The sequence below is a fragment of the Streptomyces sp. NPDC046349 genome (genome assembly GCF_055587885.1).
In genome coordinates this window covers 33,655-46,552 of the sequence record NZ_JBVJFK010000003.1, presented here as the reverse complement: position 1 = coordinate 46,552, position 12,898 = coordinate 33,655, and the positions used below count along the sequence as shown (strand labels likewise).

Genomic DNA, 12,898 nt, shown 5'->3' with positions numbered 1-12,898 from the left:
GGAGACAGTGGGCCCATGCCAGAAGCCCCCGCCGGGACCGGACCACGCCGCAGAGCCGTACTGGCCGCCGCCCTCGTGCCACTGGCCGCGGCCGGCTGCTCCGGCGAGGAAGCGCCCCGCACCCCGGCATCCGGGCAGCAGCCCGCCCCCAAGGACGCCCTGGTCATGGTGATCCGGCACGGCGAGAAACCGTACGCCGGGGACTCCGGCTGGGACGAGGACGGCGAGGACGACCCCGGCTCGCTGGCCGGGCGCGGCTGGCGCCGGGCCGAGGAGCTGCCGCGGCTCTTCCCGCCGGCCAAGGGGGCCACGCTGCCCCGCCCCGCCGCGGTCTTCGCCGCCGGAGGCAAGGGCCGCGCCCCCGCGCGGTGCCGGCAGACCGTGACCGCCCTGGCCACCGCACTGCGCACCCCGGTACGCAGTGAGTTCGCCGTCGGCGCCGAAGCCGCCCTGGCACACGCCGTGCTGGCCGGGCCCATGCCCGCACTCGTCTGCTGGGAGCACACCGGGATCCCCCGCCTGGTGCGGGCACTCGGTGCCCACCAGGTCCTCGGACTGCCCGCGTCCTGGCCCGACCGCTACGACCTGGTCTGGCAGTTCACCCGCCGCAGCGGGCAGTGGAGCTTCCGCGAACTGCCCCAACAGCTCCTGTCCGGCGACGCCTGAGCCTCACGGGTACGGGTACATCCCGTTCCCGGCGGCATCCAGGTCCAGGACCAGGTCACCGTACGGCCGGACCACGAGCATGTCCGCGAGGTACTGCGGCTCGAACGGCCCAGCGGGCACGCTCGTCCGCGTCCAGGGCCGGTCCGCGTCCGCCCGGCCCCAGCCACTCGCTCCAGCGGGCGCAGGCCCGCCGTTCCTGATCGGCAGCCGGGCGGCGGGCGCCGCCGGATCCCACGGCTCCGGCGGCCGGGTCCAGCGTCCTCCACCGGCACGGCGACCGGCGCGGCCTCCGCCGCCGCATCCGCCTCCGCATACGCCTCCGGTGTCCCCAGTCCTCTCCGGAACCCGCACGGACCCTATCCGACCGCTTCCCGGCCGCTCGCGAGAGCCCGGGCCAGGTACGGCGCCGTGCGGCTGCCCTGCGCCCGGGCCACCTCCTGCGGCGTGCCCGCCGCGACGACCCGGCCGCCCTCCGCGCCGCCGCCCGGTCCCAGGTCGATCACCCAGTCCGCGCCCGCCACCACGTCCATGTCGTGCTCCACGACCACGACGGAGTGCCCGGCGTCCACCAGCCCGTGCAACTGCCGCAGCAGCACCCGCACATCGGCCGGGTGCAGACCCGTCGTCGGCTCGTCCAGCAGGTACAGCGTGTGCTCGCGTCGCAGCCGCTGGAGCTCCGTCGCCAGCTTGATCCGCTGCGCCTCGCCGCCCGACAGCTCGGTGGCCGGCTGCCCCAGCCGCAGGTAGCCCAGCCCGATCTCCTCCAGCGCCCGCAGGCTGCGCGCTGCCGCCGGGACGTCCGCGAAGAACCGGGCCGCGGACTCCACCGTCAGCGCCAGCACTTCCGCGATGTCCAGGCCCTCGTACCGGACCTCCAGCGTCTCGGTGCCGTACCGCGCCCCGCCGCAGTCCGGGCACGGGGCGTACGTGCTGGGCAGGAACAGCAGCTCCACCGAGACGAAGCCCTCGCCCTGGCAGGTCTCGCACCGGCCGCCCGCCACGTTGAAGGAGAACCGCCCCGCCTTCCAGCCGCGCGCCCTCGCCTCCGGCGCCGCCGTGAACAGCCTGCGCACCACGTCGAACAGCCCCGTGTACGTGGCCAGGTTGGACCGCGGGGTCCGGCCGATCGGCTTCTGGTCCACCTCGACCAGCCGCCGAACGGCGAAGCCAGGCTCGCTGATCCGCCCGCCCACCTCCCGGGCCAGCACCTGGCCGACCAGCGTGGACTTCCCCGAGCCCGACACCCCCGTCACGGCGGTGAACACCCCGAGCGGGAACCGCGCGTCGAGATCCCGCAGGTTGTGCCGGTCCACACCGCGCAGGAGCACCTCGCCGGTCGGCCTGCGCGCCGCCCGGACCGGCCGCGCCGGCTCCCGAGCCGCGAACAGGTACCGGGCCGTCGCCGACTCCGCGACACCGGCCAGCTTTGCGGGCGGCCCGCTGTGCAGCACCTGCCCGCCCCGCTCCCCGGCGAGCGGCCCCACGTCCACCAGCCAGTCCGCGTGCCGCACCACGTCCAGATGGTGCTCGACGACGAAGACGGTGTTCCCGGCCTCCTTCAGCCGGTCCAGCACGCCGAGCAGCGCCTCGGTGTCGGCCGGGTGCAGCCCCGCCGACGGCTCGTCCAGCACGTACACCACCCCGAACAGCCCCGACCGCAGCTGCGTCGCCAGCCGCAGCCGCTGCAGCTCGCCCGCGGACAGGGTCGGCGCGGCCCGGTCCGGACTCAGGTAGCCGAGCCCCAGCTCCCTGACGGGCCCGATCCGCGCACGCAGGTCGTCGGCGAGGACCCGCGCCGCCTCCCCGTGCAGCGGCGCGGAGGCGAGTACGGCGTCCAGGTCCGCCAGTGCCAGCGCCGCGAGCTCCGCGATGGTCCGCCCGGCGAAAGTGACGGCGAGGGCCTCGGGCCGCAGCCGGCGCCCCTCGCACACCGGACACGGCGAATCGGCCAGGAACCTCTCGGCGCGCGCCCGCAGGGTGGCGCTCTTGCTGTCGGAGAAGGTCCGCATGACGTACCGGTGTGCGCTCATGTACGTGCCCTGGTAGGGCCGTTGGATCCGGTCCGCGTCGCGCACCGGGTGCACGGTCACCACGGGCTGCTCGTCGGTGAACAGGATCCACTCGCGGTCCTTCGCGGGCAGCTCCCGCCACGGCCGGTCCACGTCGTGGCCGAGCGTCTCCAGGATGTCCCGCAGGTTCTTGCCCTGCCAGGCGCCGGGCCAGGCGGCGACGGCACCCTCGCGGATCGACAGGCCGGGGTCGGGGACGAGGAGTTCCTCGCTGGTGCGGTGGATCCGGCCGAGCCCATGACAGGAAGGGCAGGCGCCGGCCGCGGTGTTGGGCGAGAACGCGTCCGAGTCCAGCCGCGGCGCGCCCGGCGGATACGTTCCCGCCCGCGAGAAGAGCATCCGCAGGGAGTTGGACAGCAGCGTCACCGTGCCGACCGAGGAGCGCGAGCCGGGGGAGGAGCGGCGCTGCTCCAGCGACACCGCGGGCGGCAGGCCGGTGACGGAGTCCACCTTCGGAGCGCCGATCTGGTGGATGAGGCGGCGGGCGTAGGGGGTCACCGACTCGAAGTACCGGCGCTGGGCCTCGGCGTACAGCGTGCCGAAGGCCAGCGAGCTCTTCCCGGAACCGGACACCCCGGTGAACACGGTCAGCGCGTCGCGTGGGATGTCCACGTCGACGTCGCGCAGGTTGTGCTCCCGGGCGCCCCGCACCCGTATGCAGGGGTCGTGGCCGCGGCCGGTGGGGACTTCGCTGGACTGGTGCATTCGTCCCAGTTTACGGTTCGATCCGGGGGCCCTCACGGCCGCAGGTCCGCGATCCGGGCCAGCCGTGCGTAGGAGTCCAGCAGGGCGGTGCGGTCGTACGTCGAGGTGGTGACCAGCAGTTCGTCCGCACCCGTCGCGTCCGCGACCTCGCACAGCTGCGCCGCGACCTGCTGCTCCGTCCCGTGGATGTGCCCGGTGAGGGCGCCCTCGTACAGCTCCCGTTCCTTCGGGGCCATCTCCAGGGCCTCGACCTCCTCGGCCGGGCGCAGCGGCGGGAAGCTGCCGCGGGTGCGGGAGTACGCGACGGACCAGGCCTCCGGGAGCAGGATGCGCCGGGCCTCCTCGGGCGTCGCCGCGACCGCCACCGTGCCCGAGACCACGACGTACGGCTCCGTACCCCGCGCGGAGGGACGGAACTGCTTGCGGTACCCCTCCACGATCTCGGCGACCCTGCCGCGGTGGCGCAGGTCCCCCACCACCAGCGGCAGTCCCGCCCGGGCGGCGATCCCGGCGCCCGCGCCGGTGGCCAGCACGTACGCCGGTATCCGCAGGCCTTCGGCCGGGAGGGCGTGCACCTCGGGGTGGGCCCGCTGGGTGCCGTCGATCCAGCCGAGGACCTCGGTGAGCTGTTCCTCGAAGCGGTCGGCGTCCCCGGCGCCGAGGCCCAGAGCGCGCCGGATGCCGTTCGTGAAACCGACCGAGCGGCCGAGTCCCATGTCGATCCGGCCGGGGAAGAGCGATTCCAGCACCCCGAACTGCTCCGCGACCACGAGGGGCCGGTGGTTGGGCAGCATGACCCCGCCCGTGCCGACCCGGATCCGGTCCGTCGCCCCGGCGACGGCCGCGGCCAGCACGGTCGGTGCCGAACCGGCGACGCCGGGCACGCTGTGGTGCTCCGACACCCAGAAGCGGTGGTAGCCGAGTTCCTCGGACGCCCGGGCCAGCGCCACGGTGTCGCGCAGGGCCTGCGGGGCGGGACGGCCGCGGCGGGTGCGCGACCGGTCCAGTATCGAGAGTTTTCGGATCACACAGGAGTCAACGCCCGCGCCCCGCGGGGATTCCCGCGGGGCGAGCCCGGATCCCGACCGCCCCGCGGGACGAGTCCGTGTCGGTGGGCGGCCATAGGCTGGCCGGATGAGTGACAAGAGCCCCTCGCGGCCGCCGCTGGCCGTCTTCGACATCGACAACACCCTGGCCGACACCGCCCACCGCCAGCACTTCCTGGAGCGGCGCCCCAGGGACTGGGCCGGCTTCTTCGGCGCGGCCCCGGCGGATCCGCCGCTGACGCGCGGGATCGCGCTGGCGGTGGAGAGCTCGGCCGACTGCGAGGTGGTGTACCTGACCGGGCGGCCCGAGCGGTGCCGGGCGGACACCGTGGAGTGGCTCACCCGGCACGGCCTGCCCGAGGGGCGGCTGTGGATGCGCGGAAACCAGGACCGGCGGCCGGCCCGGACGACCAAGCTGGAGGTGCTGGGCCGGATCGCGCGGGGCCGCCAGGTGCGCATGCTCGTCGACGACGACGAACTGGTCTGCCAGGCCGCGCGCGCGGCCGGTTTCCGGGTCGTCGTCGCCGACTGGGCGGCGGACGCCCCCGAGCTCAAGTCCGCCCAGGAGGTCGAGGGGCGGACCTGAGCGGTCCGGGGGCGGCCCGAGGGCGGCCCGAGGGCGCGACGCCTCAGTCGTCGCCCTCGAGCCGGAAGCCGACCTTCAGCCCCACCTGGTAGTGGGCGATCTCCCCGTTCTCGATGTGGCCGCGGATCTGGACCACCTCGAACCAGTCCAGGTTCCGCACGGTCTGGCCCGCCCGTGCGATCCCGTTGCGAATGGCCTGATCGATGCCCTCTTGAGAGGTGCCGACGATCTCGGTCACCCGGTACGTGTGGTTGGACATGGGGTCTCCCGACGGTGGGTCGCTTTTGCCTGGTTCTACGGTGCCCCAGTAAGTCCTCCTCCGCGAACTTTGCGCCAAGAATCCCGAGCGAAAGACCCTTGACCGGCCTATTGGTCTATGCCAATTTCGAGCCATCTGAGACCGAGCCCCAGAAGGTGACCCTCTTGAAGATGCGCTTCCTCGCCGTGTGCACGGCCCTCGCGGCAGCGACCGCCCTGACGGGCTGCGGCCAGTCGGCCGATCAGGCCGCAGGGCGGCAGAAGGTGACGCTCTGGCTGATGAAGGGCAGCGCCTCGGAGGACTTCGTCGACCGGTTCACCGCGTCCTTCGAGCAGGAGCACCCCGACCTCGACCTGGACGTCAGGATCCAGGAGTGGACGGGCATCGGAGACAAGGTCAATGCGGTCCTGGACGGTACGAGCAAGGACCCCGCCGACGTCATCGAGGTCGGTAACACCCAGGTCGCGCAGTACATCGAGACCGGAGGACTCTCCGAACTCACCCTCGAAGGCCTGCGCGAGTGGGGCAGCAAGGACTGGCTCAAGGGCCTCGCCGAGCCGGGAAGCATCAACGGCGCCCAGTACGGCATCCCCTGGTACGCCGCCAACCGCGTGGTCGTCTACAACAAGGACCTCTTCGCGAACGCCGGCATAAAGACCCTGCCCAAGAACCGCCAGGACTGGATCCAGGCCACCCAGAAACTCGACAAGGGCGACCAGCAGGGCATCTACCTCGCGGGCCAGAACTGGTACGTCCTCGCCGGCTTCATATGGGACGAAGGCGGGGAGCTCGCCGTCGAGACGGGCGGCAAGTGGGTCGGCACCCTCGACGACGACAAGGCCCTGGCCGGCATGGAGTTCTACAAGCAGCTCCAGGCCCTCGGCGACGGCCCCAAGGCCGCGGACGAGGAGACGCCCCCGCAGTCGCAGGTCTTCGCCCGCGGCCAGGTCGCCCAGATCATCGCCACGCCCGGCCAGGCCGCCGAGATCGAAGCGGCCAACCCCGCGCTGAAGGGCAAACTCGGCTTCTTCCCGATCCCCGGCAAGACGTCCGACAGGGCGGGCTCCGTCTTCACCGGCGGCTCCGACCTGATCATCCCTGAGCGGACCGGGCACCGGAAGGGCGCCGTCGACGTGATCACGGCCCTCGTCAGCGAGAAGTGGCAGACCGAGCTCGCCCGCACGATGAGCTACGTACCGAACAAGACCACCCTCGCGCACGTCGTCGAGGGCAACGAGGGCGCCGCCAACATGGCCCCCGGCGCCGCCCAGGGCCGGGCCACCCCGACCTCCGCCCGCTGGGCCGAGGTCGAGGCGAAGAACCCGATCAAGCCCTTCATGACAGCCGTGCTCACCGGACAGGACCCCAAGCAGGCCGCCCGGACGGCCTCCGCGGAGATCGGCCGGGTCCTCAGCTCCGACCGCTGACCCCGGCTTCCGCCGCGCCGCGGCACCGGCGAGTTCGCCGTCCGCACACCCGCGGGCCGCAGAGCGGTCATGTCGAATCCAGCCGGTCACGGAAGAAGTAAAGGAGCCAGGCCACCACCCTGCCGCCTGGCCATCCGTGTCCGGTTCAGGAGCCGCCATGACCATCGCACCCCTGTCCCCGTCCCTCTCCACTGCCTCCGCCCCCACCTCCCCCCTCCTCACCCCCGCGCCCGCCCCGGCCGACACCGCCCCCACCGCCGGCCCCCGCTACACCGTGCGCCTGGCCCGCGACGAGCACGAGGTAAGGGCCGCCCAACGCCTGCGCCACCAGGTCTTCGCCGGCGAGCTCGGCGCCCGCCTCGACGGCCCCGAGCCGGGCCTCGACGCCGACGCCTTCGACGCGTACTGCGACCACCTCCTCGTCGTCGACGACGAGGCCGAGCAGGTCGTCGGCACCTACCGGCTGCTGCCCCCGGAGCGCGCCGCCGTGGCGGGCCGCCTCTACTCCGAGGGCGAGTTCGACCTCTCCGCACTCGCGCCCATCCGGCCCGACCTCGTCGAGGTCGGCCGCTCCTGCGTCCACCCCGACCACCGCAACGGCGCCGTCATCGCCCTGATCTGGGCTGGCCTGGCCCACTACATGGACCGCACCGGCCACAACTGGCTCGCCGGCTGCTGCTCGATACCGCTCGCCGACGGAGGCGTCCTCGCCGCGGCCACCCGCGAGCGCGCCCTGACCCGCAGCCCCGCACCCCAGGAGTACCGGGTCACCCCCCACATCCCCTGGAACCCGGAGGGCATCGCCTTCCCCGACCGCATGGAACTGCCGCCGCTGCTGCGCGGCTACCTGCGCCTGGGCGCCTGGGTCTGCGGCGAACCCGCCCTCGACGCCGAGTTCGGCTGCGCCGACCTGTACGTGCTGCTCTCCCTGCGCCGGACCAACCCGCGCTACCTCAAGCACTTCCGCTCGCTCATCCCGGGCGCATGAGCGTCTGGCTGCCCACCTCGCCCTGCACCCCCGAGGCCTGCGCCGGCCACGAGGGGCCCACCGCGAGCATCCCGCACGCGGTGCTGCGGCTCGCCGGCGCCACGGCGCTGATCCTGCTGGGCATCCTCGGCGCCCCACCGGTCCGGCTGCTGCCGGCCGGCCCCCGGCACGCGGTGGTGCGGGCCTGGTCGGCGGCACTGGTGCGGGCCTTCGGCATACGGATCACCGTGCACGGCAGCCCCGGCCCACGCGGCGGCCGCCTGCTCGTCGCCAACCACATCTCCTGGCTCGACATACCGCTCGTCGCCGCCGTCCTGCCCAGCCGGATGCTGGCCAAGAGCGACATCCGGGCCTGGCCCCTCCTCGGCCGCCTCGCCGGGCAGGCCGGGACCCTGTTCATCGAGCGCGACCGGATCCGGGCGCTGCCCGCCACCGTGACCACGATGACCCGCGCGCTGCTCGCCGGGGACCGCGTCGCCGTCTTCCCCGAGGGCTCCACCTGGTGCGGGCGCGCCCGGGGCGCCTTCCGCAGGGCCGCCTTCCAGTCCGCCGTGGACGCCGGGGTCCCCGTACAGCCCGTGCACCTCGCGTACCTGACGGCCGACGGGAGCCCGGCCGGGGCGCCCGCCTTCGTCGGGAACGACCCGCTCACCGCCTCGCTGTGGCGGATCGCCCGGGCCCGCGGGATCCGGGCCGAGATCACGCTGCTGCCCCGGATCCCGCCGGGCCGGTACACCGGCCGGCGGGACCTCGCGGCCGCGGCCCAGCGGGCCGTGGCCCGTCAGGACCGGCCCACCGGGCCGTCCGCGACCGACAGGGACAGCGCGAAGCGGCCCGCCGCGTCCGTCCACCACCGGGTCAGCTCAAGCCCGGCCGCGGCCAGCTCCTTGCGCACACCCTCCTGACGGAACTTCGCGGACACCTCCGTCAGGATCTCCTCACCCTCCGCGAACGGCACCACCAAATCCAGCGCGCGGACCTTCACCGTCACCTCGGACCGGGCTCGCAGCCGCATCTCGATCCACTCCTGCTCCCTGTTCCACACCGCCACGTGCTCGAAGTCGGCGGTGTGGAAGTCGGCGTCCAGCTCCCGGCTGATGACGGCCAGCACGTTCTTGTTGAACTCGGCCGTCACCCCGCGCGCGTCGTCGTACGCGGTCACCAGCACGGCCTCGTCCTTCACCAGATCCGTGCCCATCAGCAGCGCGTCCCCGGGCGACAGCATCGCCCGGACGGACGCCAGGAACACCGCCCGCTCCGGCGGCAGCAGGTTTCCGATGGTGCCGCCCAGGAACACCACCAGCCGTGGGCCGGGGGAGTCCGGCAGGTGCAGCGCACTGGTGAAGTCGGCCAGCAGGGCGTGCACCCGCAGCCCCGGATGGTCGGCGAGCAGCGCGGTGGCCGCCCCCCGCAGGGCGCTCTCGCTCACGTCCACCGGTACGTAGGTGTCCAGCGCGGGCATCGCCTCGATCAGGTGCCGGGTCTTCTCCGAAGAACCCGAACCCAGTTCCACCAGGGTTCGGGCGCCGCTCTCCGCGGCGATCTCCCCCGCCCGCTCCAGCAGGATCTCCCGCTCCGCGCGGGTCGGGTAGTACTCGGGCAGCCGGGTGATCTCCTCGAAGAGCTCACTGCCCCGAGCGTCGTAGAACCACTTGGGCGGCAGCACCTTGGGGGTGTGCGTCAGCCCGTGCAGCACGTCCGCGCGCAGTGCGGTCTCCGCCGCGTCCTCGTCGAGGGTCCGGGTCAACTGAAAGCTGTTCACGTGCGGTTCTCCTTGAGCGGGGTCAGACGGACCCGCGAACGGGTGGCGGTCAGCAGGGTCCGGTCGGGCACTTCGCACCACCGGGTGTCGTCGTCGTACGGCTCGGACGCCACCACGGTGCGCCCTGCCCCCGGATCGGCCAGGTACCAGAGCGAGTCGCCCCAGGCCGTCGCGGCGATCGCCGCGCCGTCCGTGAGCAGCAGGTTCAGCCGGGAGCCGGGCGCGGCCGAGGACAGCTCCCGCACGGGCTCGGCGAGCGCAGTGCCCAGGTCGTCCCCCGCCCGCAGTCGGCGCCGCACCAGGGCCCAGACCAGTGCCGAATCCGTGCTGGCCGCCAACTGCAGCAGTTCCTCGGGCGGCAGGGCCGCCGCGAGGGGGGCCGCAGCCGCGGGCCAGTCGCGCACCGCGCCGTTGTGGCTGAACAGCCACGGCCCGTCCGTGAACGGCGCCGTCGCGGCCTCCGCGTCGGCCCCGGCCAGTGTGGCGTCCCGCACGGCGGCCAGTACGGCTCCGCTGTGCACCACCCGGGCGAGGTCCGTGAAGGTCAGGTCGCCCCAGATCGGCCCGGCGCGGCGGTAGCGGGCGGGGACGGGGTCGCCCTCCGCGTACCAGCCGACGCCGAAGCCGTCGGCGTTGACCGTGCCGTGTCGCTGGCGGCGCGGCTCCCAGGACTGGCGCACCAGCGAGTGCTCGGGCTCGTTCAGCAGCCTCCCGAGCGCCACCGGCGGCCCCACGTAGGCGATGTGGCGGCACATCAGGCGTCCCTCGCCGTGCGGAAGCCGGAGAAGATCTGCCGCCGCACCGGGAGGTCCCAGTTGCGGAAGGTGCCCCGGCAGGCCACCGGGTCCACGGCGAAGGAGCCGCCCCGCAGCACCTTGTGCTCCGGGCCGAAGAACACCTCCGAGTACTCCCGGTAGGGGAAGGCGCGGAAGCCCGGGTAGGGCAGGAAGTCGGACGCCGTCCACTCCCATACGTCGCCGATCAGCTGGCGTACCCCCAGGGGGGACGCCCCGGCCGGGTAACTGCCCGCTCGGGACGGGCGCAGATGCCGCTGCCCCAGATTGGCGTGCGCGGGGGTCGGGTCCGCGTCGCCCCACGGGTAGCGGGCCGAGCGGCCGGTCGCGGGATCGAAACGGGCCGCCTTCTCCCACTCGGTTTCCGTGGGCAGCCGCCGCCCCGCCCAGCGGGCGTAGGCGTCCGCCTCGTACCAGCTGACGTGCAGAACCGGTTCTTCATCGGGGACGGGCTCGGTCACCCCGAAACGCCGGCGCAGCCATTCGCCGCCCTCCCGGTGCCAGAACAGCGGCGCCTCGATGGAGTGCCGGCGGATCTGGTCCCACCCGGCCGCGGCCCACCAGCGGGGTTCGCGGTATCCGCCGTCCGCGATGAAGGCGCGGTACGCGGCGTTCGTCACCGGCAGCGTGTCCATCCAGAACGCCGCTGTCTCCCGCTCGTGCGCCGGCCGTTCGTTGTCCAGCGACCACGGTTCGGCGGAGGTGCCCATCGTGAACGGGCCGGCGGGTATGAGGACCTCGCAGGCGCCGGGAGGATCGTAGGGGGCGTCCGGGTCCGGTGCGGTCAGCACGGGCGTGCCCCGCCGGAGCTGATGGGTGATCAGCATGGTCTCGTCGTGCTGCTGCTCGTGCTGGGCGATCATCCCGAAGGCGAAGCCGTCGTCGAGGAGCGGGCTGCCCTCCAGCGGGGTGCTCTCCAGCAGGTCGAAGACCCGGCCGCGGACCTCGGCGGCGTACCGGCGGGCCTGGGCGGGTCCCAGCAGCGGAAGCTTCGGACGCTCTGCGCGCGGATGCTCGAAGGCGTCGTAGAGGGGGTCGATCTCCGGGTGCATCGACTCGCGGCCGGCGACCCGGCGCAGCAGCCACAGCTCCTCCTGGTTCCCGATGTGCGCCAGGTCCCAGACCAGCGGCGACATCAGGGGCGAGTGCTGGGCGGTGAGGTCGGCGTCGGTGACCGCGTCGGTGAGCGCCGCCGTCCGGGCCCGCGCGGCCGTCAGCGAGGCGACCGCCCGTTCCCTCGGCCCGGGGTGGGATTCGGTGGTCATCGCAGGGCCTCCTTCCCTTCGGGCCGCAGCTGCGGCGGTTCGTCACCCGGACATCGGCCGCGCAGCACGAAGCGCTCGTTGAACGCCCCGACGGTGTCGCGGACGCGGGTGTTCGCGCCGAGCCGGGGCAACGCCTCCGCGGCCGCGCGGAAACAGGTCTTGGCGGCCGCCCGCAGCTCGGGATCGGCCAGACCGTGGCGGGCGGCCGACCGCCAGAGCGGATTGCGCGGAGCGGGCTGCGAGCCGTAGGAGTCGGCCAGCGCCTTCGTCACCCGGTAGGCGGTCTCGGCGGCCTCCGGGTCGTCGAACAGAGCGTGCACGACGGCCACCGGCACCAGCCAGCCGTCGTCGCCGGGCTGCGCGTCGATCATGCGCAGCTCCATGTGGCCGCGCGGCCGCACGGGCGGGAACAGCGTGGTGAGGTGGTAGTCCAGGTCCTCGGCGGTGGGCGCCCGCAGGGCCCGGCCGGCGTCGCCCGCACGCAGCCAGTCGCGGAAGGTCGTGCCGCGCGGGACGTCCCACGCCTCGCCCTCGTAGGACCGTACGCACATCACCTCGGTGTCCAGCGCCTGGCGCACCCAGCCGTCCCGCGGTCGCGCCTCCAGCGGCGGGGCGAGGGTGCGCCGGGAGTCCAGGTCGTTCCAGATTCCCTGGCGGGAGCAGCGCCATCCGGCGTACGGCCCTTCGTGCGCGGGGGAGTTGGCGAAGGCGGCCACCAGGACCGCGCCCAGCAGGTGCGCGAGGCGCCAGCGCCGGCCGTGGCCGAGCACGCCCGGCTCCTCGTACCCGGCGTCCACACAGACCTGCACGGAGGCCGAGGCGCACATCATGGCGCGGCCGGCGGGGCCGGTGCGGTCGAAGTAGGCCTCCATCGCGTCGTAGCGCGGGCTGTTGAGCAGGCGGTGGTACGGGAGGCGGGGATCGCGGCCGAGGCCGTGCAGGGCGAGTCCCTGCCCCCGCAGGGCGGCGCGGACGGCGGTCAGGTCGTCCTGGAGCCGGTCCACGCAGCCGGTGAGGGAGGTGGCGGGGGCCGAGCTGAGCTCGAGCTGGCCGCCCGGTTCGACCGTCACCCGGGAGTTCAGGGGCAGTGCGCGGGCCGCGGCATGGGCCGTTCGGAGCCGCTCGGGGGTCACGCGCAGTCCGGGCCGCTCGGCGTCCACGACCAGCCATTCGAGTTCGGCACCGATCAGGCGGGGCGGGCCCGTCTTGAAACAGATCCCGTGGATCAGGTGCTCCGCCTGCGTCTCGCTGATCGCGGGGGGCGGGGGAGCGTCCGGCGTGGGTGGGGGAACGGGTGGGTCGAAGGGCATGACCGGGTCCTCTTCTCCTGT

General features: G+C 73.8%; 11 protein-coding genes and 1 pseudogene. 5 read left to right on the top strand and 7 right to left on the bottom strand.

Going from position 1 to position 12,898, the window contains the following annotated elements; translation table 11 throughout:
• Positions 1-15: 15 nt before the first annotated feature.
• Complete coding sequence (locus tag ACZ6JS_RS07430; protein WP_469296527.1) at positions 16-666, top strand: hypothetical protein; 651 nt, start codon at positions 16-18, stop codon at positions 664-666.
• A 356-nt stretch (positions 667-1,022) separates the two neighbouring features.
• Here ACZ6JS_RS07430 and ACZ6JS_RS07425 read toward each other — a convergent pair whose 3' ends face one another.
• Together ACZ6JS_RS07425 and ACZ6JS_RS07420 are read right to left on the bottom strand one after the other, a co-directional pair.
• Positions 1,023-3,440: an excinuclease ABC subunit UvrA gene (locus ACZ6JS_RS07425; RefSeq protein WP_469296525.1), complete on the bottom strand. Its 2,418-nt coding sequence runs from the start codon at positions 3,438-3,440 to the stop codon at positions 1,023-1,025.
• A 32-nt stretch (positions 3,441-3,472) separates the two neighbouring features.
• Positions 3,473-4,468 carry an MsnO8 family LLM class oxidoreductase gene (locus tag ACZ6JS_RS07420; protein ID WP_469296523.1) on the bottom strand — a complete coding sequence of 332 codons (996 nt, stop codon included), beginning with the start codon at positions 4,466-4,468 and terminating at the stop codon, positions 3,473-3,475.
• 106 nt (positions 4,469-4,574) lie between these two features.
• Here ACZ6JS_RS07420 and ACZ6JS_RS07415 point away from each other — a divergent pair, with 106 nt between their 5' ends.
• Complete coding sequence (locus ACZ6JS_RS07415) at positions 4,575-5,072, top strand: phosphatase domain-containing protein (RefSeq protein WP_469296521.1); 498 nt, start codon at positions 4,575-4,577, stop codon at positions 5,070-5,072.
• Between the two features lie 43 nt (positions 5,073-5,115).
• Here ACZ6JS_RS07415 and ACZ6JS_RS07410 read toward each other — a convergent pair whose 3' ends face one another.
• Positions 5,116-5,331, bottom strand: coding sequence for a dodecin (locus ACZ6JS_RS07410; protein WP_469296519.1), 216 nt, complete (start codon positions 5,329-5,331; stop codon positions 5,116-5,118).
• 164 nt (positions 5,332-5,495) lie between these two features.
• On the opposite strand from ACZ6JS_RS07410, the gene ACZ6JS_RS07405 reads away from it, so the two are divergent.
• The 3 genes and pseudogenes from ACZ6JS_RS07405 to ACZ6JS_RS07395 form a co-directional block, all read left to right on the top strand.
• Complete coding sequence (locus ACZ6JS_RS07405; protein ID WP_469296517.1) at positions 5,496-6,758, top strand: extracellular solute-binding protein; 1,263 nt, start codon at positions 5,496-5,498, stop codon at positions 6,756-6,758.
• Positions 6,759-6,915: 157 nt separating this feature from the next.
• Positions 6,916-7,746: a GNAT family N-acetyltransferase gene (locus tag ACZ6JS_RS07400; RefSeq protein WP_469296515.1), complete on the top strand. Its 831-nt coding sequence runs from the start codon at positions 6,916-6,918 to the stop codon at positions 7,744-7,746.
• Positions 7,743-8,318: pseudogene (locus ACZ6JS_RS07395) on the top strand (lysophospholipid acyltransferase family protein); the annotation flags it as partial. The gene ACZ6JS_RS07400 and the pseudogene ACZ6JS_RS07395, both read left to right, overlap by 4 nt.
• Before the next feature lie 209 nt (positions 8,319-8,527).
• Here ACZ6JS_RS07395 and egtD read toward each other — a convergent pair.
• From egtD to egtA, 4 genes are read right to left on the bottom strand one after another with little or no spacing between them, the layout of a single operon-like run.
• Complete coding sequence (gene egtD, locus ACZ6JS_RS07390; RefSeq protein WP_469296514.1) at positions 8,528-9,508, bottom strand: L-histidine N(alpha)-methyltransferase; 981 nt, start codon at positions 9,506-9,508, stop codon at positions 8,528-8,530.
• The gene (gene egtC / locus ACZ6JS_RS07385; protein WP_469296512.1) at positions 9,505-10,263 is read right to left on the bottom strand and encodes an ergothioneine biosynthesis protein EgtC; all 759 of its coding nucleotides are present in this window, start codon (positions 10,261-10,263) and stop codon (positions 9,505-9,507) included. The genes egtD and egtC overlap by 4 nt, the downstream gene beginning before the upstream one ends.
• Complete coding sequence (egtB, locus tag ACZ6JS_RS07380) at positions 10,263-11,567, bottom strand: ergothioneine biosynthesis protein EgtB (RefSeq protein WP_469296510.1); 1,305 nt, start codon at positions 11,565-11,567, stop codon at positions 10,263-10,265. Before egtB ends, egtC begins: the two co-directional genes overlap by 1 nt.
• Complete coding sequence (egtA, locus tag ACZ6JS_RS07375; protein ID WP_469296509.1) at positions 11,564-12,877, bottom strand: ergothioneine biosynthesis glutamate--cysteine ligase EgtA; 1,314 nt, start codon at positions 12,875-12,877, stop codon at positions 11,564-11,566. The genes egtB and egtA overlap by 4 nt, the downstream gene beginning before the upstream one ends.
• Between the last annotated feature and the right edge of the window lie 21 nt (positions 12,878-12,898).